This window comes from Scytonema sp. PCC 10023, from assembly GCF_963920835.1.
Lineage (GTDB): Bacteria > Cyanobacteriota > Cyanobacteriia > Cyanobacteriales > Nostocaceae > Kalymmatonema.
Genome location: NZ_CAWUDP010000006.1, coordinates 25,452 through 50,258, shown reverse-complemented (window position 1 = coordinate 50,258; position 24,807 = coordinate 25,452). Strand labels below are relative to the sequence as shown.

Below are 24,807 nucleotides of genomic sequence, written 5' to 3'. Positions count from 1 at the left end.
CACGCAAACCCTGGAAAAGGAAAGCTCCGAACTGCTATGATCCTATGGGCGATCGCCGAACGGGGCACAAGCATTGCCAATCGCACCGAGTTCCCGCTTTTTGGGCGATGCTCCCTTTGAGAGCCGCCTGCTTGCGAATCGCACATTTGTTGGAAATTTATAACAGTCTAAAAAATATAATAATTTTTTTTATATTAACTTGATAATTGCTTATGCTTGCTAGTTTAAAAAATCTACTGACACAGCCTGCGGTTTTTGCTAGCGCAATTGTAGGTGTGTTGCTGGTTACGGCTCAACAGTTGGGAGTACTAGAGCACCCAGAATTAATAGTTTTCGACCAGATGATGCAAAGGCGTGCAGATGTAAATCCAGATCCTCGCCTTCTGATTGTGGCATTTACTGAAAATGATATCCAAAAATTAAAGCAGTCATCGCCCAATGGCGATGTTTTGAGTACAGTCTTGAGCAAGCTAGAGCAATATCAAGCAAAAGTTATCGGTTTAGACTTTTTTCGTGATGTACCAGTGGAGCCTGGTCACAAAAAGCTCCTGACACGCCTCAAACAGAGTTCGCGCATTGTAAGTATTTGCAAACTTGGTGATGAAAGGGAGCCTGCTGTACCACCTCCACAAGGTGTAGCACCGGAAGGCGTAGGATTCGCCGATCTGTTGGAAGATGGAGATGGGGTGATTCGGCGGAATCTACTCATTGCTTCACCCGATCCCAAGTCAAAGTGTGCAACCCAAGCTTCCCTTGGATTTCAACTGGCTATCAACTACCTAAACGTTGTACCAAAATTTACTGAAAAGGGAATGCAACTCGGTAATACCGTGTTTCAACCTCTAGAACCTCATTCTGGGAATTACAGGAATCTTGATGCCCAGGGTTTTCAAATATTACTAAACTACGGTTCTAGGAAAAGCATTGCTCAAGAAGTCAGTTTCACAGATGTGCTGAGCGATCGCATCAATCCTAGTTTGGTCAAAAACCGTATTGTCTTGGTTGGCACAACTGCGCCCAGTTCCCAGGATATCCGCGTCACACCTTATAGCGGTGGCAACAAGCAGAACAATTCTGGCAAAATGGCTGGAGTTGTCATCCATGCTCACGTAGTGAGTGAAATTCTAGATGCCGTTTCAAACAAAAGACGACTGTTTTGGTTTTTCCCTGAGTGGGGAGAAATTCTCTGGATGTGGGGCTGGACTTTGGCGGGTGGAGTTCTGGCGTGGCGCATTCAGCATCCACTCGTTTTGGGGCTAGCAACGATCACTTCCTTAGGGATAGTGGTTTTAAGCTGTTTTGCTATCTTGACTCAGGCAGGGTGGGTACCAGTAGTCTCTCCGATTTTAGGGTTTCTTGTAGCCGAAGCGGGTGTTGTTGCCTACACGGCATTCCAGAACAAGCAACAGAAAGAAAAAGTTGCCCTGCAGATTCAAGAGCAAAAGGAAACCATCTCGCTATTGCAAGCGCTTCTCAGGGACGGTGGAAGTCAGGGAACGCAGACACAAGCGGGAATGGGTGATGGCTTACAACTACAAGCAATACTGAATAAGCGTTATAAAATCGTTGAATTGCTTGGTTGTGGGGGATTTAGTTATACCTATCTGGCTGAAGATACTCATCGCCCTGGGAATCCTCAATGTGTGGTCAAGTACTTGCAACCTGCTCGTAAAGATGAGGTCTTTTTAGATGTAGCAAGACGTCTTTTTAAAAGTGAAGCAGAAATTTTAGAAGTTTTAGGTCAACACGAGCAGATTCCACAATTGATGGCTTATTTTGAAGAGCGTAGCCAATTTTACCTTGTACAAGAGTATATCCAAGGGCATTGCTTAAATGAAGAACTGGTGCCCGGTAAGCGCTTTTCTGATGCTGAAGTGGTGGATTTCCTGAATGATGTTTTGCAGATATTAGACTTTGTTCATAGTCACGGTGTCATCCATCGAGATATAAAACCTAGCAACTTGATGCGCCGAGAAAAAGATGAACGAATTGTGCTGATTGACTTTGGCGCTGTCAAACAAATTCAGCCTCAGCACCCAACAGAGAACCCTACAGTCGCGGTGGGTACTGTAGGGTATGCACCTCCTGAGCAATTTATGGGACAGCCAAGGCTGAATAGCGATATTTATGCTTTAGGAATGATTGCTATCCAAGCTTTAACTGGGACACCTGCTAAATATCTGGAACGAGACTCTACAACAGAACTTATTTGGCGAAATTTTGCAGAAACTACGCAAGAATTAGCTGCGGTTTTAGACAAAATGGTGTCCTTTGACTTCCAAAGGCGATACCAATCAGCAAAAGAAGTTTTATATGCTCTGCAAAGTTTTTAACCGACTGGAGACTGGGGATTGGGAACCACCCCTTCGGGGAAGTCAAAATTCAAAATTCAAAATTCAAAAAAAGAATTTTACTTTTGACTTTTGACTTTTGACTTTTGAATTGTTTGGTCCCCAATCCCCTTTACAGCCAGTTGCCTACCAAAACATAGGGTGCCCAATAATACGGATGCTTGTACAAAGGATTCTTCTTCCACAACGACAGTTGAGCATCCTTTAAGGCTTGTGCTTTACTGATATCGGGTTTGCTTAACTGTTTGTAAAACTCACCCATGATGTCAGCAGTTGCTTCATCGTCTACAACCCAAAGCGACGCCAATGTACTACGTGCCCCAGCCTGGATAGCGACTCCAGCAATTCCCAATGCGGCTCGGTTGTCTCCTGCAGCCGTTGAGCAAGCACTCAGAACAAGTAGCTCAATTGCACCCCTTTGGTTGGTTGCTCTAGTTTTGAGTAAGTCACTCAACTCGTTGACCTTGACGCGACCATCAAAAGTCAAAATGAAAGTCTCTTCTGCATTAGAACTAAATTGACCATGAGTTGCCAGGTGAACCACTGGTGCATTCAACGATTTAACAGCCTCTTTAATAGCATCGGTGGTAAAGTCCTCATTAAGCAGCACGTCACTCTGGCGAACTGTTGATTTGATTTCCTTAAGTTCATCTTCGACAGCAGGGAGTGCCGGAAAGTTTGGCCTAGCTTCGCTGAGTCCACCCGCAATAGTTCGCCGTTCAGTGCGTGCAAAAGGTTGGGGGTTTAATAGCTCTAAACCTGGTGTCAGAGCAATGTTATATTTCTGGACAAGATAGCTCTTTCCATCATACAACGCCGCCATAGGGATGCTTCGCATCGGACCATCTAAGACAAACACCAAGTTTTTGATTTGGCGTTTTTCCAATTCCGATTCAATTGGTTGAATGATCCATTGATAAACTTCTTGGGACGGAACCTGAAACTCAAAAGTCGAGCGGGTTTCTAATTTTTGCCGCAGATCCTCAAGCTTTTGTTCAACTTCGTTTTGGGGTAGATTCTTTGTGTAGTTACGTAAGTACTGATTCTGATTCTGTTTCTGTTTAGTTGAGGAGGAAGGTAGCGAGACGATGACCTCCAAGCGATCCGGCAAAATCACTGGATAAATCACTGCTGCTGTGCGATCAATTTGGTCAATCTGGACGGGTGTTGCGTCTACACAAGCTCTGCGGAAGAAGTTGTCTAATTCTGCTACTTTGAGTGATTCTATGACATCTCTAGCTGTGTCAAGGTCATCTTGGCTAGTTTGCTTATTTCCTGACTGCAACAACAAACTCACTAGTTCGCGATAGATTGGCTCAACTTCTTCTTGAAAAGAATATTGCACCTCGCGCATGGCAACTAAATCGCCGCGTATAGACTTGAGGTTACTAACAGCTTTGGTGTATGCTGCTTTCGCTCCTGTCTGATCTCCTCTAGTTTTGAGAATACGACCCAACTGCCACTGCCAACGATAGCCAATATCCGGTGCTGGAATATTTTCAGCTAGTGCTGAGGCTTGCTGAGTGAGTTTTTGTGCTTCTGTCCACTGCTGAGTCTGCTCGTACAGTCCGCCCAAAGTCCCCAACGCATAAGCTTCAGCACGCTTATCTTGCAGGCTTTTGGCTTGCTCAACAGATGTTGCCACTATTTGGGCGATCGCCTTCCATTCTGGAATGTTGTTTGTTGTGATATTTTCTGCCGATGTTTCTTGTTTGGGGCAATTTACATTTACTCCATTTATTGCCGTTCCTGTTGCCTCATTTTTTTGCCTTAGACAAGCTAGAGTTTGGGCATAATTTATCCTAGCATAAACCGTCTTACGACTAGGTGCTAAGCTGTCAAGCTGAGATTGAATTTGAGGCAATAAAGTTTGCTGCAAGTTTTGGTAAGAAACCTTTTGCCCGGCTTCTTTGGGCTGTTCTTGTGGCTCTTCTAGAGATAACCGCAGTTGATTGATTTGCGCCACCACCCGAGTTGTCGGCGAAGCAGAAGACGCAGCAGCTTGTCCGTAATACTGCATCGCTGCATCAGTTCTTTGCAATGCTTGGGCTGTGTTCCCCAAACTCAGGTAAATTTGTGATACGAGTTCTCCAGAGTTGAGTTTAGAAGCTACATCCTTACTTTGCTCTAAGGCTTGTTTGGAACCAAAATTTTCTATTTCCTGTGGCTGTGGTTGTTTCTGTTGCTGTTGCTGTTCTTGTGGTTGTGTCTTATCTAAAACTCCCACGACTCGTAGAGCATTACCCAAGCTCAACAGTCCTTTTGCCTTAAGCAGAGAGTCGGGTTGCGCCTGCAGCCGTTTATTTATGTCTGTTAAACTTAGGCGAGCGCGACGGTAAAGCCCCAACGCTTGCAGTGCCTGAACCTGGTTAATTTTGCTACCAATCTCGCCTTCTAAATCCCCGTTTTTAGCGTAGAGGCTAGTTGCTTCCTCCCAACTGGCAAGAGCTTTTTCAGATTTCCCTTCGGCTAGTTGAATTTGACCTAGGTTATTAAGTGTTTGGGCGCGAACTTTTATGTATTCTTTAGAATTTCCCCGATTTTTTTGTAACAGATCCAAACTCTCTGCTATGGCCGTGTTTGCTTGGGGTAACTGTCCAAGCTGCTGATATGCCAATGCGGCATAGTTCAATGCTAAGGCTTGATTCAGGAAATCGCCTTGAGTTTGAAATGTTTTAGCTGCTTGTTGTAAAACCTGCACAGACCTTGAAAACTGTTCTGTCTGGTAGAGTTGCAAGCCTTGCTGCAACAGTTGTCTGCCATCCCTTTGCTGTACTACTTGGGTCGGCTGACTTTGTTGATGCGGATAATTGCTGCGATCAGCTGCCACAAGTGGGCTTGTAGCAACTGCAATTTGGGCAATTGCAGCTAGAAGAATAAGTCTAGACATAAGCTTTTAAACATTTGATTTTTATAGTGGTGGTTATGAGTGGTGGTTATGATTCAATCAGTACCAGCCGCGTCGTGGGTAGTAAATAGCAAAAAGAACCTTAATACTCGCGCTCGTCGCAAAGCGTCCCGTGAGAAATACGCTCTCTACCCATCTACCCAACTGATAACTGTTAAAATGATTGAGTATAAACAATGGAAAAATATAGACCCTTCTCTTGTAAACTTTCATCATCGCGTCTCACATCCACAAGAGGAATGCCGTAGTCAAATCTGGCACTTAAATTATTGCTTTGCCACAGTAATCCTACTCCTACAGAAGCGAGGTCACTAGCGTCGAGATTGGGGTTTCCAGAGCGATTCGAGGCTGTTCCATAGTCAACAAATGGAGTAATTTGTAACACGCCACCCACTTGGGGAATTCGTAAAATAGGATATCTTAATTCAGCAGATGCTAAAAAAGCATTATCTGTTAACAGCAGGTCTTGACGATAACCGCGTACCGTCCGTTGTCCTCCCAAACCAAACTGCTCTAAAGGGACTAATGCTCTGTCGGCTAATTGAGCATCTGCACGGAGTAGCACTATGGTATCTCGAGCTAAAAGCCGCACCCACTGTGCCTGTCCTCGCCAGGAAAAAAAGCGACCATCTGGTGAGTTGTCGTTGGTGGTAGCATCGAAGACATCTAAGCCAAAGCTAAATTGCGATCGCGCCGCTAGCACTTGTTGACTACTGCGCTGAGTCCACTCTTGAAAAAACCGCAATATTGATAAGCGAGTTTCTCCATCATCATTAGCTCCCGGTTGGGGAAATCCCACGCGGCGACCAACAAGCGATTCCAAAAAGCCAACGTCACTTTCCCGCCGATTTAAGCTCAGTCCGAGGGCAAATACTTCGGTGGGGGTTTCCACAATTGGTTGACGTAGTGTCAGAGCAAAATCTTGTGAGGTTCCTTCGATATCTAATACATCAAAGGGTTCTTCAATAACAGTGCTGTCTGTATAGTTATAGGCAAATTCCAACGTTCCATTATAGGCATTTATAGGATAGGTATAGCGGGCTTCGACATCGTTGCTACCATCAGTATTGGCGTAGCCGACACTTAAACTATCTCCCTGTCCCAGCAGGTTAGCTTGGTTCAGTTGAATTTGCCGCTGAAAGCTGCCAATACTAGGGTTACGATTGTTGTCTAAGCTAATTTGGGCAGAAAATGTTTTTGCCTCCGTCACAGTGACATCTAGCACATTACCACCAAGCGTTGATCCAGCCGCAAGTTCGGCAGAGATATTTTGAATTAATGGATTGAGCTGAAGCAGTCGCAGTGCTTCTAGCAATCTATTCAAGTTCAGGGGTTTGCCAGTAGCGATCTGCAAACGGCTGCGGACATAATTGGGGTTCAACCGCTTCAAACCTCTAACCTGGATATTTTCCAAGCGACCTTCCACCACCTGAATTTTGACGACACTTCCTTTAACGTTGTAGGTTTGCTCTGCTGGAAGGAAAGCCGCAGAGGTGACGTAACCTTTGTCGCTGTAAAGTTTAGTTATAGCTTCAGAAGCTTGGAGCAATTGAGCAAAGGTAATCGGTGTGTTGATGAATTGTTTGGTTGCCTCAGCTAGTTGTTCACGGCTGAATACAGTGCTACCAACCACTTCAAAACGCTCAACTTGGATAGTTCCAGGAAACGCATTCGGAACTGCTTCGGGAGTACGAGGAGTCTGGGGAGGAGATGGAAATAAGTTTTCTGGAGGTGGAAGGACTGGAGGTGTTTCCGGTGCGATTGGGGGATTTTCTCGTTCTGGTCGCCGGAATATGTCTGATGGAACCTGAGTTTGGGGAGTTTCAAATCCTGGCTGAGGAACCTGAATTGTATTCACCGTTTGTGCTGACAACGGCTGTTGCTGCCAGCTGCTAAATAGCATCAAGGTGAGTATAAATAGGCTGGACGAATGCCAGTTGTGATAGAAACTTGGGACGCTTTTATTTAGCATAACAACAAGCAGATACCGGAAAGTCATACAGATAAACGGTTGTAGCAAAGTGAGTCATAAGGACACATTGGTTTTCTTTAAAAGCCCAATGAGTCGTTGCTACAGTTAGGGCAACATTAGGATGAGAGATGTTCTCTATCCTAAAGGGGTTTTTGAGGAAAGCCTGTTTGCTAGTGGACGCAGAAAAGCGCTTAAATCTGCTACTTAGTGTCAGGTTTCCCTACACTACATCAGTAGTTTTAGCTGTTGCACAAACAGCAGAAACTATATAAATAATGACTATAGTGTATTCCAAAAGAATGCGGTTTCTTGTTAAAGAAAATATAAACAATCTTACTCAATAGGGATGGAAATCCCTTAAAAATTAGCCCAACGGTAGTATTTTACTGCTAAAAGCAGATTTACGCAATTCTACCGTGTTAAGCAGCAGGAGGCGAACCTGGTATTTTCAGGGCTGTATGCAAGTAGTACAATTCGTCAGAAGGCACAAATGCTATTTGTATAAGGTTTTTGTTCTTTTTAACGGTCAGATTATTTCCGCACCTGTTGTACTTATGCCGCTTTTTTAAAACTCAAAAGTCTTCTTGCCTTTAACTTTCGGCTTTTTTGACTGTAGTTAGTTACTTCTGCGGTGCCTCAACTAGTAAATCTCAAGTTTGGCTGCATTTGTTCAGACAACACTGGTAGCAAAGAGTCCGACTCTATATGAATTAAATTTGACTAAAATTGTTACGTATGTTAATGATGAGCAGAACTTGGTCAAATTCCTATGTGCAACCGTTACAAGTAATGCTTTTAGTATCTTTTTACAGAAGCAGAATGAGTGTTAAAAATATTAAAGACTCTTGCACAACAATGTTTAGATGTAGATAGATGAAACATCGATAAGTTTTATGGATTAAGCTTTCCTCTTTATCTAAAAAGTTGTTTATTTACTAGTAGTAATACGTTGGTATCGTGCAGTTAATAACACCTGCATTGTTGGAGGAGGGTGGTATGTCCAAAAAGAGTAGTTGTTGGGGTTGGTACTTAGGGCTGGGGATGATGATTGCTAGTGCCTACGTTGGCTGGGCAAAGTGTGCGATCGCTCAAATCTCCCCTGATGGCACTCTACCCAATAATTCCACCATCAACATCAACGGGAATATCTTTGATATCACTGGCGGAACCCGAGCAGGAAATAACCTGTTCCACAGCTTCAGAGATTTTTCCGTTCTTAATGGTAGTGAAGCTCACTTTAACAATGCAGTTGATATTAACAACATCATTAGCCGAGTCACAGGTTCATCTGTCTCGAACATTGATGGTTTAATCAAAGTCTTGCAAGGCAATGCCAACCTGTTTCTACTGAATCCTAATGGCATCATCTTTGGACAAAATGCCCGTTTGGACATTCGCGGTTCGTTTGTCGCGAGTACGGCGAACAGCATCAAATTTGCGGATGGCTTTGAGTTTAGTGCCAAGAATGCTCAAACTACACCGCTACTGACAATCAGCGTTCCCCTTGGTTTGCAATTTGGGGCGAATCCGCAAAGGATTCAGGTGCAAGGCGATGGTCAGGGGGTCAGGGGAACAGATATTTTAGAAGATACTCAAAATGCTCTGCGCGTGCAGCCTAATCAAACCCTAGCTTTGGTGGGCGGTGATGTCAGCTTAGAAGGAGCAACGCTCAAAACTGCTGGGGGACGGATAGAATTGGGCAGTGTTGCAGGTGAAGGTCTAGTCACTCTCACGCCCATCAACAAAGGCTTTTCTTTAGGTTATGCAGCCGGGCAAAACTTTGGCAATATTCAACTATCGCAAAAGGCGGTAGTTGATGCTTCTGGTGCAGGCGGTGGCGATGTACAGGTAACAGGTAGGCGTGTCTCTCTCAAAGGTGGTTCTCAGATTGAGGCAAGTACTTTGGGATCACAGGCTGGAGGAACTTTGGGACTGAACGCTAGTGAATTGCTGGAAGTGAGTGGTTCCGGGAGTGGTTTGTTTGTTGATGTTTACTCACGCGCAACAGGGGCGGGGGGAAACCTGACGATTAACACACCTGTGCTGCAAGTGAAAGATGGGGCAATTGTCAGTGCTAGCACTTATGGTGCAGGAAACGGGGGAAACCTGACGATTAACACACCTGTGCTGCAAGTGAAAGATGGGGCAATTGTCAGTGCTAGCACTTATGGTGCAGGAAACGGGGGAGACCTGACGATTAACACTGGTACCCTACAAGTGGAGAATGGCTCACAGGTTAGAGCTAGCACTTTTGGTGCGGGTAGGGGAGGAAATTTGTCTGTCATCGCTGACTCTGTCAAACTTTCAGACAGCTATTTGAGCGCACAAGTTCGCCAAAATGCTACCGGGAATGCAGGAGACCTCACAATTAAAACTGGTACTCTGCTAGTGGAGAATGGAGCACAGGTCAGTGCTGGCACTTTTGGTGCAGGGAACGGAGGGAAGTTGACGGTAGATGCCTCCAAAAAGGTAGAAGTGATTGGCACTTCCGCTGATGGAGAAGTTTCCAGTGGCTTGTTTACTCAACAAAATACAGAAGGTGCAACAGGGGCGGCAGGAGACCTGACGATTAACACACCTGTGCTGCAAGTGCAAAATGGAGCATTAGTCAGTGCTAGGACTTTTGGTGCAGGAAACGGGGGAGACCTCACGATTAAGACTGGTACTCTACAAGTGGAGAATGGAGCACAGGTGAGTGCTGACACTTATGGTGCGGGCAAGGGTGGAAATTTGACGGTAAATGCCTCCGAAAAGGTAGAAGTGACTGGCACTTCCGCTAATGGTCGAAGAGCATCATTGTCTACGGATACTGATTCAAAGTCAAAAGAGGCGACAGCGGGAAACCTGACGATTTACACACCTGTGCTGCAAGTGCGGGATGGGGCAATTGTTAGTGCTAGCACTGATGGTGCGGGGAATGGGGGGAATTTGACGGTGAATGCCTCCGAAAAGGTGGAGGTGACTGGCACCATACCCAATGGTCAAAGTGGCAGCCGTTTGGCAGCTAACACTTCAGGCACGGGAAATGCAGGAAATTTAACTATCAACACTGGGCGTTTGGTTGTCAAAGATTCACAAGTAGGAACTACGACTTTTGGTCAAGGAAATGCAGGAATTCTCACAGTTAAAGCTTCTGAAATAGATTTGAGCGGAGTACTCTTTGGCGAAACGGATGATTATCCTGCTGGCTTGTTTGCTCAGGTGAACTCACAAGGTACGGGGAGTGGGGGTAAGCTGAACATCGAAACTGGGCGCTTGAGTATCAGTAATGGAGCCAAAGTGCAAGTCGCTACTTTCGGTCAAGGTGATGCTGGAGATTTATTCATTCGTGCCTCGGAAATAGACATATTTGAGACGCCTAGAGCCAGATATACCTATTTTGCTGGAGGTATATATGCTGGTGTTCAAACAACCCGTGATGCTCAGCAAGCACCTAAAGGTTATGGAGGTAGTGTAGAGATAGTCACAAATCGCTTGACAGTTAGAGATGGGGGGACAGTCACAACAAGTACAGAGGGGCAGGGCGATGCAGGTACATTGAAAATTCGTGCTACTGAATATGTGGAAGTTTTTGGCAGATCCCCAGGCGACCTGTTTAATAGTGAAATAAGTGCTGCAACTACACCCCTAAGCACAGGTAATGGGGGTTTGTTGAGCATTGACACCGGGAAGTTGATTGTCAGGGATAGGGGTATAGTCACTGTGCGGAATGAAAGAAAAGACGGAACCAGCCAAGCAGGTAACCTAGAAATCAACGCTCGCTCTATCAATCTAGATAATGGAAGCCTCACAGCTACGACCAAATCGGGTAACGGTGGGAATATGTTCTTAACCGTAAAAGACTTGTTACTCTTACGCAATCAAAGCACAATTTCCGCTACTGCTGGAACTGCACAACAAGGTGGCGATGGTGGCAACATCAATATCCAAGCTCCCAATGGCTTTGTCGTCGCTGTTCCCAACGAAAATAGCGACATCACTGCCAATGCTTTTAGTGGCAGCGGTGGTAGAATAACTATCAATACTACTGCTAGATTTGGGCTTGTACTACGTAGTGGAACAGACATAGCGAGGTTGTTGGGAACAACTGAGGCAACCCAACTAGACTCAGGTCGGCTACAAACAAATGACATCACGGCGTTTTCTCAACAAAATCCTGACGTCAGCCAGTCGGTAAGAACTGTAGAAACCGATTTTAATTTTGAATTAGTGGAACTGCCCACAGTAGTCGTCGATACCTCAAACTTAATTGACACTAGCTGTGGTGCCCTTGCTAACGGAGAAGGTAATCAATTTACCGTTACCGGACGCGGCGGTTTGCCTCCTAGCCCATACGAACCCCTCAGTACTGATGTAGTTTGGTCAGATACTCGCTTACCAGCTACCACAGCCCGGCAGGATCGAGAGCAGACACCCAGCGCAAAACCAACTTCTAAACCTGAAGCTGTGGCAATTCTACCCGCCACTGGTTGGGTGTTCAACGATAAAGGTGATAAAGTCACGCTGATCTCTCATGCATCAAGTGCTGCCAGTTTGGGGTCTACTGCTGCTAGCTGTCCTCAACGGTGAAACCACACATTATTAGTTATCAGTATCAGTTATCAGTTAATTATTCTGACTGTTCACTGTTGACTGATAACTGATTCGGTCAGCGTGTTAGTGAGTTTACGCTTGTTGGCGAGAAGTGATATACGGTATCGTCAGGGGCAAGACGAATAGCTGTGTTATAATCTGTCATGGCTTTTAACATATCCCCTATTTCATGGTAAAGCTGACTGCGCCAAAGGTAGAAAAGGGCGTTGTCAGGATGGAGATGAATAGCTTGGGTATAATCCTCAAGTGCTCCCTCTTTGTCCCCTAGATTTTTGCGACGAAACTTAGCTCGTTCAGTATAGAGGTAAGCATTGTGGGGATGAAGACGAATTGCATTATTCAATTCAGCAACCGCTTGTTGAACATCTCCTTGTCGCCACGAAGTATAAGCTTTTTCAATGTATGTAGCCGGAGTAATCTGTTGACTAGCAGATGTGGAATTTTCAGTAGTAGTAGGTATACGTTTCTCTTCTCCTGTACGCACAGAATCTGCGGTGCTTGAAGAAGGCTTGCTCGAATTAAGACTCGAATTAAGAGCTTTATGTACTACACAAACAGTCGAGCCTAGGGCTAATATAATTCCAACTGTCACAAGTACTGCTGCAAAATCATTCCCAACACTGCTACTAGAGCTATGAAAGTCTTTTACATATTTTCCCACCAGAGGGTTTTCTTCGACTGTACTGGCTTCTGCCGGTTGGAGAACACCTGTACCAATGAGTCCTGCTGTAGTTAGCAGTGGTTCGGTAGCAAGGATTTTTTGCTTTATCATCTGGTGTACTCCACTACATTGCACAGCGTTTGAATAAGTAACATAACTAAAAAATAATTGATTTGATAAAAAAATAATTTAGCTAGATTACACTTGATTTTTCACCAAACTCTTTACGCGGTAGATCACCATAAAATCTTATTCTCCCAAAGTCGGTCTTATTTGACTTGTATAAATCGAACTAGTCCGAAGGAAAAATTATGACTCTATCTAAGATAAACTCTACCACCCTAGGGCAGGTATCACAGTATAGTCCCTGATCAACCATTATAGAAACTTGCGAGTTGATAAATAATAAAGTGAATCATAAATAAATAGGGTACGTTAACCTGGTCTGATGCACAGACTAAAATGGTGTGTTACGTTGCTGCTCGCCTTTGTCAGTAAGAAAAACTCTTGTATGAAACCGCCTAAGGCACCCTGTAAAAACTTAATAAAAATTTAATATTTTTTTATAATTGACCTGCTATAAAAAGATTTAGTTTCAATTTTAATCTTAATAGCAGCTTTGTATATATGAAGTCCTATTTCTCTACTTAAATGTTTATAAGCAAATGTTATGATAAAGAAATAAAACTGTCAAAGAATACAAAGATTATTGTAAGCGAATCGCAATAAACAATAATAGCCGTTCTCACTTGCATACACAACAAGGTGGGGCATAGCTTGTAGTGTATAATACTCGATTGAAAACGGCTATATATAAAGTTAAAGTTCGGCTTCCTCTAAACCTTTAAAGAAAAAGTGAAACTAGCGAGCTGCACAGGAAGCAGAATTTTGCAAAGAAGGGTGAGGATTATTCGTGGTTGCACTAGAGATGAGAGTGACTTGCCCTTTACCGTTAAATACCCAACCAGTCGCAGGGACAATTTTTACAACATCAGCTTGTTTGGATGGTGGTTTCACTGCGGTTACTTGTGAAGGTTGCTGCTGTGCTGTAATATTTGGAATGCGAGTATCTGACCAAATCACATCAGTGCTGAGGGGTTCGTTAGGGTTGGGAGGCAAACCGCCGCGTCCGCTTATGATAAATTGACCATTGGTTGCCACATTAGTAGCAGCACAACTAGAGGCAATTTGGGTTGAGGGATCAACTGGATCTGCGGGCAGTTCAACAAAGGCTTGGGTGGGATCAACATCCGATCTGTTGATATTGACTGTACCTGGCAAGCCAAACTGAGAACTAGCATCAATGTCATTTGTGTTTGGTGTTGACCTGCCCACCCTAAAACCGTAAATGCCAGAGGTTGTGATTGTAATATTGCCACCATTACCTCGAACGGCATTAGCAACGATATCATTACTTTGACCAGGAACGCCAACAATAATACCGTTGGCAGCGTCAATATTTATGTTTCCACCCTTAGCTTCGTTGAAAGCTTGTGCGGAAATCAAACTATTATTTTCCATCAACAGTTGGTCTACGTTTTGTAGCCTGATATTTCCCCCAACTTCTGCGTTAGTTGTAGCAGTGAGTTTTCCGTTGTTGAGGCGAATGTCGTTAGCTGTAATAGTCAAGCTTCCTGCTTGACCTAAACCTTGTTGACTCCTGACGGTCACTTGTCCACCATCTCGGACATCTAAACGAGGAGTTTGAATGTTCAAGTTGCCTGCTTTTCCAGAAGATGTGGCTTCAGCAGACAGCGTGCTGGGTACTGGTGTGGAACCAATAGTTCCTGTGCCTATCACTTGAACAGACTCGCTAGCTTTTACGTCTATATTCCCGCCTTCACCTGAACTAAGAGATCCAGCCCTGACTTCTCCTCCGTTTTGAATAACCAACTTCCCAACATCCAAGTTCGCAGTTCCTCCGTTACCAAAACCGCGAGTCTCTGCTGATATTCTGGCTCCATTTTCGACAGTAAGTACTCCGGTGTTGATGTTTAACACCCCAGCATTCTTGGTAGATCCTGTATCAGCTAAAACAAAAACTCCACTCCTATTTCTGTCGTCTGGTGTTGGTTGCGCTTGCTGTGAAGCTCCACTTAGGAAGATAGAATTTGGAGCATTTATGGTCACAGTTCCCCCGCTACCTTGACTCCGGGCAGTGGTTGATATTTGTGCCCCACCTAGAACCTCCAGCTTTGGAGTGTTAATAGTCAAATTTCCAGCATTACCTGTTGTGGGTTGTCCTGAAATTGTTTGAACTTGAGCAAACAAGCCACTGGGGTTGTTATTTGAACTCCTACCCTCCACCTTCACTAACTCACTGGCGTTTACTATCAAATTGCCTGCATCTCCGGCACCAAAAGTACTGGCTGACACCTGTGCCCCATCTCGGACAATCAGCTGTCTAGTATCAATTGTTAGTGTTCCACCTTTGCCTTTAGCTCCTGATTGAACTCGAGCCAACAGACCAGCAGGATTTTGAGCGGAGCCACCTGTCAGTTCTACTGACTCCGAGGCATTCACATTCAAATCTACTCCTTGACCACCATCAGTACTTGCTGATATTTGTGCTCCATCACGGACAATCAGCTGTTTAGTTTCAATTTGTAGGCTTCCTCCTCCCCCTTGGGCTCCGTTCCGGACTCGATTGAACAAACCAGAGGGACCCAGACTTGTAGCCCCTGCTAGCTCTAATTGCTCTGAGGCGCTTACCTTTACATTCCCTGCTTCATTTTTCTTAGTAGCAGAAACCACCTGGCTACCCCCGGTGAGGGTCACGTTCCTCCCCTGAATCTGGATATCGCCACCTTTATCGCTCTCGGTATTAACATAAGCTGCGTTAGATAGGCTAATGTCTTGAAAGTTTTGGATACCTTCGTAACCTAATACCCAACTTTGGTCTATTTGCTTGAGGCTAACTGAGTTATTACCTGCAACACTCCCTAACTCAATCCTTCCTCCTCGTGCTGTCAAGAAACCGCCATCTAGAACTACATCACCACCTACAAGTGCTAAGGTTTTCCCAGGTTGTACCTGTAGACCAACCTCACCATTGAACTGGGATTGATTTTGAATGCTTGCCGGATTTGCCCCAAATTGCAGACCCGTTGGAACACTTATAGTCAGCAATGGTGTTGTTTGGGTACCGTCTGTTCTAAACTCTGTGCCATCAGCAAATTTCAGGCTACTAGCCGTACTTGCAAAGAAAGAGCCGCCAATCTCCAACCGCGCTTTTGATCCAAATACAATTCCATTGGGATTAATCAAAAACAGGTTAGCACTACCGTTGGCGCGGATGAAACCATCAATATTAGATATTGACCCACCTGTGACACGACTAATTATGTTTTGAATATCTACAGCATTGTTAAAGAAAGCTCCACTATCAGTGCGAACAGAAAAATCCTTGAAACTGTGGAACAGATTACCGCCTGCTTGGGTTCCACCTGTAATGTTGAAGGTATTCCCGTTTATGTTGACGATGGAATTATTGGGTAGAGTGGTATCTGGAACAATCTGCGCTGTAGTTGGTTTAGGAGCTAACAGATAAGATAGAATACACCCGCTTAAGAACCAGAATTTTATGGTAGATGCTTGCATTGCTTGTTTTAGAGGCTTTTGCTTTAGAGTAGCTGGGTTGCAATATACATATGTGTCAACTTAAGCTCAAACACCCAATTTACCGATCGTTTTAGATCCCCCAACAGAGTTAAAAAGGGGGCTAAGGTTTTATTTCCCCCCTTTTTTAGGGGGGATTCAGGGGGGATCAAAAATCTCGATGGTACCTTGAAAAATGTTCCAATGCTTGTCAATAATTACTTTTAGCTTAAGTTGACACCAATGTGCAATAATATACTCGTCCTAGAGAAATAAAAATACCCATCTAGAGGTAGATTAAGAAATCAAATATCTATCTAAAGATGGACAAATTGCTGGGTTACACTCTCATAACGCACTTTCTCATCTAAAAATCTTCGGGAGTGTGGAAACCTTGTGTCTTTAGACCAAGGAGGAAACATGACTCGGCGTTATTTTTAGCCGTCAAATGCCTTTAGATACCATTACCGCCTTGGGGTTACTTGAATCGGTGTACTTTTGTGATGTACTTTCAATGGGACAGTTACCATTTCAACTCGTTCACCCCAACGGGAGAGCCAGTTCCCTACGGCGGGAAACCCGCCTTCTCCTAGCGGAGACGCTGCGCGAACAGGACTGGACTCACCTGTACGCATAATGGTTTGCTCCGTAGAGCCTCCCAATAGGGGTTAAGTTAGCTTCTCCCAAGGGGAGACGCTGAGCCCTGCGGGCACGCTGCGCGAACGCGAACGACAATGTTATTAGTCGGCATATCCATTTATACACTGGCTTAACCCATACACCTGTTTAATCTTCTGGTTCTAGAGCCTGGAACTAGCACTCTCCTTCCAGGGTAGGAACTTCAGCACTTGCCAATAACGTAGTACACGCGCGTACTGAGTCTGGTAAGCTAGGGCTTCAGCAAATGTTGAAGCCCCTGGATTGAATCCAGGGGTTGCTTACAACGCACTTACAACATAGCCCCATAAAAAAAATATAGCGGTTCTCCTAAGAATCACATACACCACTACGAATAATGTGAAAGTGCATGCACTTTCATTACAGCCGTGTATTGCACGTAACCGAGAAGCGCTATAAAATCTATGTTTTCTGTAGGGTGGGCATTGCCAAGAATATCTCAAAAGCCCATCAGCTTTTATGGACAATGCCCACCCTACGATTTGTGATCTAATTCTTTGAAGGGCGCTGTAAGCCATTCAAATTTATTTCATCTTGCGCTTTAGTAGTAAGCCTGCGCTCAATACTGCCAAAGCTCCTAAAGTGGCGCTAGGTTCAGGGACACTGACGCTAGGTTCAGGGACAGTAGTACGCCGCACGGCTACACCAGTCTTATATAATATTCCCCCAACAATATCTTGTGGAACCCTAGGACCTGCAGCAGTAGCAATTGTCCCGTCTAGCAAGCTTTTCTCCAGTATGTATGATAAATCGTTAACCGCACGTTTTTTATCAAAATTGCAATTACAAGGGTCGAAAATTCGCTGATTTATCTGTGCAAGAGAACCATCTTTTTTAGTTCCAGAGATAGTATATTCAATTATCTCTAAACCATCATAGGTTGGAATTAACTCTGCTTGCAAATTACCCACATCAAATAATTTTTCTTCTGGGGTAAAGGGGATTTCAAATAGAGCAAAACCAGAAGAATCTCTCACAACTTTTCCTTTTTCGTCCACAAGCAGCCTTCCAAAACCTATTTGATAATTTTCAATAGCCCCAAAAAAAACACCTACGTTGTCGTTTTCTGGTTTCAAATCAAGTATCAAGTTCCCGCCTCTGTCTTCATCAAACAAATTAAACTCAGTACGAACAGTTGGTGATGTCCCTTGATCGTATGTCTCACCCGTTTCTCTTCCATATGCCGATTGCATAAAACCTGACATTACAGGAACTGTAGCCAAAGTCATCGCCGCTAAGAACTGAATTACTTTCATCGTGGTTTACCTACCTGTACTATCAAGAAATAAAGAACTAACAAAAGCTTTCCATACAAAAGATTGAGTATCCTGTCGGAGGATACTACACTGATGCCAAGGATTATTTTTCTTCTTATTTCAAGAATTTACTACCCTTGCTCTGGTTAGATTACCCTATAGCTAACACACCGATAGATGCATAACTGAAACCTTTTACCCTATAGCTAACACACCGATAGATGCATAACTGAAACCTTATTCCTGGCAATCAGATTCATCAAATCACGCATTGAATCGTCTCCTGTTGCTGTTTCTTGATACAAGCTAATTGCTCAGTCATCACCTAATAATCAACTCCTCTTAACTTTCTTATAGAGGGTTGTTCTAACTGTGGCTAATATTGTTGAATTATCGGTGTTTTTGCAAAATAAATATTATTTACTTAGACTTTAGTGAAGCTCTTATTATTGTGGGTGGTCAGTAATCATTTTGATTGCAGTTATGTGTTCATACGGATATTAGTATGTTGCTGGCTGGTTTACAAGAATTCACTGAGTAACTTTATAGAAAAATTACAAACCAGACAATTTTGTCCGGGTTTTTTGCAAATTTTTAGAAAAAATAATCTATTTTATGAGAGAAAAAATTTACCAGTAGAAAAAACATATTTTCAGCTTGATGTCAATGAACAATCCTTATTTTTAGGCAGCATCCCAATGCATGCAAAAATACCCGGCGAATAGAATTCGCGGAGTTTACGGGCACACCAATCAAGTCCGCCTGCGCGGACTAATGACGCACCCTGGGTCGTCAGGCTTTGTTTTTGTAGCCCCAGACTTCCAGCCTAAGGGCAATTTACACATTTGGGATGTTTATGGTTTTTGATAAATTCAGGGCTTCCTAAACGCGAAGTTGTTTGTATACTTGTGGATCGCGTCCATACTTGGCTATTCGCTCCCGAAACTTAATAATTCCGGGATGAGGGTTGATTTCCTGCGCCTTTCGTTGCTGGTGACTCCACTCCAGCCAATCGGCAAAGTATTTACCAATTTCTTCCTTGGTGAGGGATTGGGGACTGGGGACTGGGGATTGGGAATTACCGAATCCCTAATCCCTAATCCCCAATCCCTCATCCTGATGCACGTAAACTTTATACATCCCTGATGACATCCGATTGTTCCGAAATACTAAAAATTCTGGAAAATAGTATATGTAGTCGAACATTTTAAGACTAACCCAATTTTCTCTTGGAAAATATGACTTCTACCTTCCTGGAACGCTTGCACAGTCCTACGCACCCAGTCATCGTCTTCGACGGTGCTATGGGAACCAACTTGCAAACCCAAAACCTCACGGCTGAAGACTTCGGTGGCGCACAGTACGAAGGTTGCAACGAGTACCTCGTCTACACCAAGCCGGAAGCGATCGCCAAAGTTCACCGCGACTTTCTCGCCGCAGGTGCAGATGTGATTGAAACGGATACTTTTGGCGCTGCGTCGATTGTTTTGGCTGAATATGACTTAACAGATAAGGCGTATGAACTCAACAAAGCAGCAGCAGAACTCGCAAAGCGCGTGGCTGCGGAATTCTCAACGCCAGAGAAACCCCGGTTTGTTGCGGGTTCTATGGGACCAACCACAAAACTGCCAACTTTGGGACATATCGACTTTGATACCATGAAATCATCCTTCGCTGAACAAGCGGAAGGGCTATGGGATGGTGGCGTTGATTTATTCATTGTTGAGACTTGCCAAGATGTGCTGCAAATCAAAGCGGCGCTGAATGCAATTGAAGAAGTTTTTGCCAAAAAAGGCGATCGCCGTCCGCTCATGGTTTCAGTCACAATGGAATCTATGGGCACAATGCTGGTGGGGACGGAAATCAACGCCGTGCTAACAATTCTGGAACCCTACCCAATTGACATTCTCGGTCTGAACTGTGCCACTGGTCCAGACTTAATGAAACCACATATTAAGTATCTCTCAGAACATTCGCCTTTTGTGGTTTCCTGTATTCCCAACGCAGGTTTACCGGAGAACGTCGGCGGTCAAGCTCATTATCACCTGACACCAACGGAATTACGCATGGCGTTGATGCATTTTGTTGAAGATTTGGGTGTCCAAGTGATCGGGGGTTGCTGTGGGACACGTCCAGAACACATTCAACAATTAGCAGAAATTGCCAAAGACTTAACGCCAAAAGTCAGACAGCCTCAACAGGAACCAGCGGCTGCGTCAATTTACAGTGTCCAACCTTACGACCAAGATAACTCTTTCCTGATTGTCGGCGAACGCCTCAACGCCAGTGGTTCCAAAAAATGCCGCGAATTGCTGAATGCGGAAGATTGGGATGGACTGGTATCAATGGCGAGGGCGCAAGTCAAAGAAGGCGCACACATCCTGGATGTGAACGTTGACTACGTGGGACGCGACGGCGTGCGAGATATGCACGAACTCGTGTCACGTCTGGTAAATAATGTCACACTGCCATTGATGCTCGATTCCACCGAATGGGAAAAGATGGAAGCGGGACTGAAAGTGGCTGGTGGTAAGTGCCTGCTGAACTCCACCAACTATGAAGACGGAGAACCGCGTTTCTTAAAGGTGTTGGAAATCGCGAAGCAATACGGTGCTGGTGTCGTTATTGGTACCATAGATGAAGAAGGAATGGCGCGGACTGCTGAGAAAAAGTTTGCGATCGCCCAACGTGCATATCGTCAAGCCGTTGAATACGGCATCCCAGCACACGAAATCTTTTTTGACCCCCTAGCACTGCCAATTTCCACGGGTATTGAAGAAGACCGGACCAACGGCAAAGGCACAATTGAAGCCATCCGCCGTATTCGTCAAGAATTGCCTGGATGTCATGTAATTTTGGGCGTTTCCAATATCTCCTTCGGGTTGAATCCAGCGGCGCGGGTTGTGCTGAACTCAATGTTTTTGCACGAGGCGATCGCTGCTGGGATGGATGCAGCAATTGTCAGCCCTAACAAGATTTTACCACTGGCAAAAATTGAGCAACGTCATCAAGAAGTTTGTCACCAGTTGATTTATGATGAGCGCAAGTTTGAAGGCGATGTCTGCGTTTATGACCCATTAACACAACTGACAACACTGTTTGAAGGGGTGACAACGAAACGCGACAAAGGCGTTGACGAAAATCTACCCATCGAAGAACGCCTCAAACGCCATATCATCGACGGTGAACGTATCGGTTTAGAACAACAACTCACCAAAGCTTTAGAAAAATATCCCCCTCTGGAGATTATCAACACCTTCCTGCTAGATGGCATGAAAGTTGTGGGTGAGTTGTTCGGTTCTGGCCAAATGCAGCTACCTTTCGTATTACAATCTGCGGAAACCATGAAAGCAGCGGTTGCTTACCTGGAACCGTTCATGGAAAAGTCAGAATCTGGCAACAATGCCAAAGGGACATTTATCATTGCCACGGTGAAGGGTGATGTTCATGACATTGGTAAAAACCTGGTGGATATCATCTTGTCGAACAACGGCTACAAGGTGATTAACCTGGGAATTAAGCAGCCGGTGGAAAACATCATCGACGCGTACGAAAAGCACAAAGCTGATTGTATTGCTATGAGTGGCTTGCTGGTGAAATCCACCGCGTTCATGAAGGAGAATTTGGAAGTCTTCAACGAAAAGGGAATTACTGTCCCTGTGATTTTAGGCGGTGCGGCGTTGACTCCCAAGTTTGTCCATCAAGATTGCCAAAACACTTACAAAGGTAAGGTAGTTTACGGCAAAGATGCGTTTTCTGACTTGCACTTCATGGATAAATTAATGCCAGCGAAAGTGGCTGGTGAGTGGGATGATTTGCAGGGATTTTTGAATGAAACCACAGATGGACACAGATTAACACAGATAGAAGAAGCTCAGGAGCTATCTGTATCCAGCAATGGTTCTGTATCCAAGGTAGAACCGCAGGAAGTTGATACCCGCCGTTCCGAAGCTGTGGCGGTGGATATCGAACGTCCGACGCCGCCTTTCTGGGGAACGAAACTACTCCAGCCGCAGGATATTCCTTTGGACGAAGTGTTCTGGCATATGGATTTACAAGCTTTGATTGCTGGACAATGGCAGTTCCGCAAGCCAAAGGAACAATCTAAGGAGGAATATCAGGCTTTCTTGGATGAGAAGGTGTATCCAATTTTGTCGGAGTGGAAGCAACGGGTTATTGAGGAGAATTTGCTGCATCCGCAGGTGATTTATGGGTATTTCCCTTGTCAATCTGAGGGGAATACTTTGTATGTTTATGAAACGAACCGCCAAGACGCCAAGGACGCAGAGGTAAGAGCAAGTTTTGAGTTTCCGAGACAGAAGTCTTTGAGAAGACTGTGTATTGCAGATTTCTTTGCGCCGAAGGAGTCGGGAATTATTGATGTGTTCCCGATGCAGGCGGTGACGGTGGGGCATATTGCTACGGAGTTCGCCCAAAAGTTGTTTGCAGATAATCAATACAGAGATTATCTGTATTTCCACGGTTTAGCGGTGCAGGTAGCAGAAGCGCTAGCTGAGTGGACACACGCCCGGATTCGTCGGGAGTTGGGCTTTGCGGCTGAGGAACCGGATAATATCCGGGATATTTTGGCACAGCGTTATCGCGGTTCGCGGTATAGTTTTGGGTATCCGGCTTGTCCGAATATTCAGGATCAGTACAAGCAGCTGGAGTTGTTGGAAGCAGGACGTATCAATTTGTACATGGATGAAAGTGAACAAATTTATCCTGAACAGTCTACGACGGCGATTATTGCTTATCACCCAGTAGCGAAGTACTTTAGCGCGTAACCTCACCCCCCTCCCCTCTCCTTAGTAAGGAGAGGGGTGCCCGAAGGGCGGGGTGAGGTAATTAAACGGATGCCAAAGCTAAATTGATGTGATTAGGTTGATATATAATATCAGCTTAGTTATGTAAAATGACCAAACTATATAACAAATCCTCTGAAAAAGAAAAACGGCGACAGCTACGCCAAAATATAACAAAAGCTGAAAAGCTTCTTTGGGATAAAGTAAAAGATAGACAGATAGAAAACTGCAAAATTCGTAGGCAGTACAGTGTAGATAAATTTGTTATAGATTTCTATAGTCCTGAATTGAAGCTAGCGATAGAAATTGACGGTGAAAGTCATTTTGAGAATGGTGCTGCTGAATATGATAAAGAAAGACAAGCATTTCTCGAATCAGCAGGAATTACATTTATCAGGTTTACAAATAATGATGTGTCTAGGAGTTTGTCTGGTGTTTTAGAAAGTATTGCCCAGAAGATAAGAGAGTTAAGAGATAACATGAACCAAGTGAGTTAGTAATTCAGCAAACAGTTCCAGACACGACTTGCCAAAATCGCAGTACAACGCCATCAGGTAAAACTAATTGTATACGACCCTATTATGGAGGTCATTGTACAGTGGAAAATTTAGAGCATTATCGCCAATGTATCCAAACCATTCTAACTAAACACGCCAGCTTTAAACCGAAGTGTGGAGATGTAGAAACAGAATTAATTTTTGATACAACACACGATCACTATCAGTTAATGTATGTTGGCTGGAATGGGTTAAGTAGGGTGTATCACAGCGTAATGCATTTTGATATTAAAGATGACAAGATATGGATTCAGCAAAATATGACTGATGTAGACTTAGCCCAAGAACTCCTTGAGATGGGAGTAGTAAAAGAGGATATTGTGCTGGGTTTACAGCCGCCTTATAAGCGTCCGTACACGGGATATGGGGTGGCGTAGGTGGATCATGGGAAGAGGGTTCAACTGATGGTAGGTGAGTTACGGGTGTGCCTAACCCACTCTAAAAACTGCAATCATTGCTTATCATCCTCTAGCATTGTATTGACGCCCAACAAAAACACCAAAAATTGACTGATGAATACTGCATCGCTGTGACGTATCAGAGTTTAACATTACTATTATCGGAAGATGCCCAGGAGGAGCTGTTAAGGAGTAGTTGATGTCAGAGTAATATACCCAGTCGCCCTCCTTACGCCAGCCAACAATATCGCCAAAGTTTTGTGCAATTTCTGTATTATAGTGTGGGTAAGGTCTACCACCAAGGCTTTTCCAAATACGCTTTTGTACGCTAAAGCCAAATCTCCCGTTGCTGTGCTTTAGCCAAAGATTATTGATAAGATTTAGGTCTTTCTCAGGAAGCACTCTAATATGTTCGTCGCTGAAGTAGTTAACGAACAATGTATATCTGTATTGGGAACCCTCTGGCAGTTCTTCTCTAGATAGCTGATGTATAATCTTTTGTGTTTCTTTATCAGCTTCTTTCCATTTCCTTTTCCGGAGTAATTCCTCCAGTTTCTGCAGATTACCCCCTACTACTTCGGTGAAATTCTTAGAAGAAGTATAACTATAAGTTGTAGCTCGTTTTACTACTTCTCTCGCCGCCTCAGTTTCATCATAGGCTTTTGCTGTAACACCAGTAAAAGATTTTCCCCACTTAAAAAGCTTTTCTTTGACTTTCGATTTTCTACGGGCTTGTTCCGCTAGTTCACTGGCAACTTGTGTCTCAGCATTTTCTTCACTGTATCCCTGATTTTTGAGTTCAGTTATTAATTCACGAATCTTAGTAGCCACATCTGAAAAATCTTGATTAATGTAAATACAATCCCCTTGTATCTCAATATTGTCACCATGAATACATTCGTTATAGTTACCTTCTGTATAAATAGTGCGAGGCTCAGTTGTAGTATTGTTATCAGTAAAGCTGCTGTCTAAGTTGTTTTTTGTGCGTTTAACTCTACAAATGAATAAATAACAACCTACTCCAAACAGCA

Annotated in this window: 13 protein-coding genes; 7 read left to right on the top strand and 6 right to left on the bottom strand. The window is 44.2% G+C overall.

Features of this window, described 5'->3' with window-relative positions; all coding sequences use genetic code 11:
* The first annotated feature begins 212 nt into the window (after window positions 1-212).
* Window positions 213-2,333 (top strand): CHASE2 domain-containing protein, encoded by a 2,121-nt coding sequence (locus tag ACM0OZ_RS05620; RefSeq protein ID WP_414581823.1) that lies wholly within the window; start codon window positions 213-215, stop codon window positions 2,331-2,333.
* A gap of 130 nt (window positions 2,334-2,463) precedes the next feature.
* Here the strand turns inward: ACM0OZ_RS05620 and ACM0OZ_RS05615 are convergent, their stop codons facing one another.
* Complete coding sequence (locus tag ACM0OZ_RS05615) at window positions 2,464-5,241, bottom strand: CHAT domain-containing protein (RefSeq protein WP_414581822.1); 2,778 nt, start codon at window positions 5,239-5,241, stop codon at window positions 2,464-2,466.
* 172 nt (window positions 5,242-5,413) lie between these two features.
* Entirely contained in the window at window positions 5,414-7,162 is a 1,749-nt protein-coding gene (locus tag ACM0OZ_RS05610) for a ShlB/FhaC/HecB family hemolysin secretion/activation protein (protein ID WP_414581821.1), read from the bottom strand.
* Between the two features lie 1,065 nt (window positions 7,163-8,227).
* Here ACM0OZ_RS05610 and ACM0OZ_RS05605 point away from each other — a divergent pair.
* On the top strand, window positions 8,228-11,800 hold the full coding sequence (locus ACM0OZ_RS05605) for a filamentous hemagglutinin N-terminal domain-containing protein (protein WP_414581820.1): 3,573 nt from the start codon (window positions 8,228-8,230) through the stop codon (window positions 11,798-11,800).
* A 79-nt stretch (window positions 11,801-11,879) separates the two neighbouring features.
* Here the strand turns inward: ACM0OZ_RS05605 and ACM0OZ_RS05600 are convergent, their stop codons facing one another.
* Both ACM0OZ_RS05600 and ACM0OZ_RS05595 read right to left on the bottom strand, forming a co-directional pair.
* Window positions 11,880-12,596 carry a tetratricopeptide repeat protein gene (locus tag ACM0OZ_RS05600; RefSeq protein ID WP_414581819.1) on the bottom strand — a complete coding sequence of 239 codons (717 nt, stop codon included), beginning with the start codon at window positions 12,594-12,596 and terminating at the stop codon, window positions 11,880-11,882.
* 750 nt (window positions 12,597-13,346) lie between these two features.
* On the bottom strand, window positions 13,347-16,085 hold the full coding sequence (locus tag ACM0OZ_RS05595) for a filamentous hemagglutinin N-terminal domain-containing protein (protein ID WP_414581818.1): 2,739 nt from the start codon (window positions 16,083-16,085) through the stop codon (window positions 13,347-13,349).
* A gap of 445 nt (window positions 16,086-16,530) precedes the next feature.
* Here ACM0OZ_RS05595 and ACM0OZ_RS05590 point away from each other — a divergent pair, with 445 nt between their 5' ends.
* Window positions 16,531-16,719 carry a hypothetical protein gene (locus tag ACM0OZ_RS05590; protein WP_414581817.1) on the top strand — a complete coding sequence of 63 codons (189 nt, stop codon included), beginning with the start codon at window positions 16,531-16,533 and terminating at the stop codon, window positions 16,717-16,719.
* 565 nt (window positions 16,720-17,284) lie between these two features.
* Here the strand turns inward: ACM0OZ_RS05590 and ACM0OZ_RS05585 are convergent.
* On the bottom strand, window positions 17,285-18,016 hold the full coding sequence (locus ACM0OZ_RS05585; RefSeq protein WP_414581816.1) for a PEP-CTERM sorting domain-containing protein: 732 nt from the start codon (window positions 18,014-18,016) through the stop codon (window positions 17,285-17,287).
* A gap of 960 nt (window positions 18,017-18,976) precedes the next feature.
* Here ACM0OZ_RS05585 and ACM0OZ_RS05580 point away from each other — a divergent pair.
* The 4 genes from ACM0OZ_RS05580 to ACM0OZ_RS05565 all read left to right on the top strand — a co-directional run bounded on the left by ACM0OZ_RS05580 (window position 18,977) and on the right by ACM0OZ_RS05565 (window position 23,755).
* Complete coding sequence (locus ACM0OZ_RS05580; RefSeq protein ID WP_414581815.1) at window positions 18,977-19,162, top strand: hypothetical protein; 186 nt, start codon at window positions 18,977-18,979, stop codon at window positions 19,160-19,162.
* A gap of 92 nt (window positions 19,163-19,254) precedes the next feature.
* Window positions 19,255-22,803 (top strand): methionine synthase, encoded by a 3,549-nt coding sequence (metH, locus tag ACM0OZ_RS05575; RefSeq protein ID WP_414581814.1) that lies wholly within the window; start codon window positions 19,255-19,257, stop codon window positions 22,801-22,803.
* Window positions 22,804-22,931: 128 nt separating this feature from the next.
* Window positions 22,932-23,318, top strand: a complete 387-nt coding sequence (locus ACM0OZ_RS05570) for an endonuclease domain-containing protein (protein WP_414581813.1) — start codon at window positions 22,932-22,934, stop codon at window positions 23,316-23,318.
* 101 nt (window positions 23,319-23,419) lie between these two features.
* Complete coding sequence (locus ACM0OZ_RS05565; protein WP_414581812.1) at window positions 23,420-23,755, top strand: XisI protein; 336 nt, start codon at window positions 23,420-23,422, stop codon at window positions 23,753-23,755.
* 84 nt (window positions 23,756-23,839) lie between these two features.
* On the opposite strand, the gene ACM0OZ_RS05560 is transcribed toward ACM0OZ_RS05565, so the two are convergent.
* Window positions 23,840-24,607: a GUN4 domain-containing protein gene (locus ACM0OZ_RS05560; protein WP_414581811.1), complete on the bottom strand. Its 768-nt coding sequence runs from the start codon at window positions 24,605-24,607 to the stop codon at window positions 23,840-23,842.
* Window positions 24,608-24,807: the final 200 nt, after the last annotated feature.

Bases quoted from the DNA above. Each gene is read 5' to 3' on its own strand.
- ACM0OZ_RS05595 (WP_414581818.1), bottom strand. From the start codon at position 16,085: ATGCAAGCATCTACCATAAAATTCTGGTTCTTAAGCGGGTGTATTCTA.
- metH (WP_414581814.1), top strand. From the start codon at position 19,255: ATGACTTCTACCTTCCTGGAACGCTTGCACAGTCCTACGCACCCAGTC.
- ACM0OZ_RS05615 (WP_414581822.1), bottom strand. From the start codon at position 5,241: ATGTCTAGACTTATTCTTCTAGCTGCAATTGCCCAAATTGCAGTTGCT.
- ACM0OZ_RS05570 (WP_414581813.1), top strand. From the start codon at position 22,932: ATGACCAAACTATATAACAAATCCTCTGAAAAAGAAAAACGGCGACAG.
- ACM0OZ_RS05580 (WP_414581815.1), top strand. From the start codon at position 18,977: ATGAGGGTTGATTTCCTGCGCCTTTCGTTGCTGGTGACTCCACTCCAG.
- ACM0OZ_RS05585 (WP_414581816.1), bottom strand. From the start codon at position 18,016: ATGAAAGTAATTCAGTTCTTAGCGGCGATGACTTTGGCTACAGTTCCT.
- ACM0OZ_RS05610 (WP_414581821.1), bottom strand. From the start codon at position 7,162: ATGCTATTTAGCAGCTGGCAGCAACAGCCGTTGTCAGCACAAACGGTG.
- ACM0OZ_RS05605 (WP_414581820.1), top strand. From the start codon at position 8,228: ATGTCCAAAAAGAGTAGTTGTTGGGGTTGGTACTTAGGGCTGGGGATG.
- ACM0OZ_RS05620 (WP_414581823.1), top strand. From the start codon at position 213: ATGCTTGCTAGTTTAAAAAATCTACTGACACAGCCTGCGGTTTTTGCT.
- ACM0OZ_RS05600 (WP_414581819.1), bottom strand. From the start codon at position 12,596: ATGATAAAGCAAAAAATCCTTGCTACCGAACCACTGCTAACTACAGCA.
- ACM0OZ_RS05590 (WP_414581817.1), top strand. From the start codon at position 16,531: ATGCCTTTAGATACCATTACCGCCTTGGGGTTACTTGAATCGGTGTAC.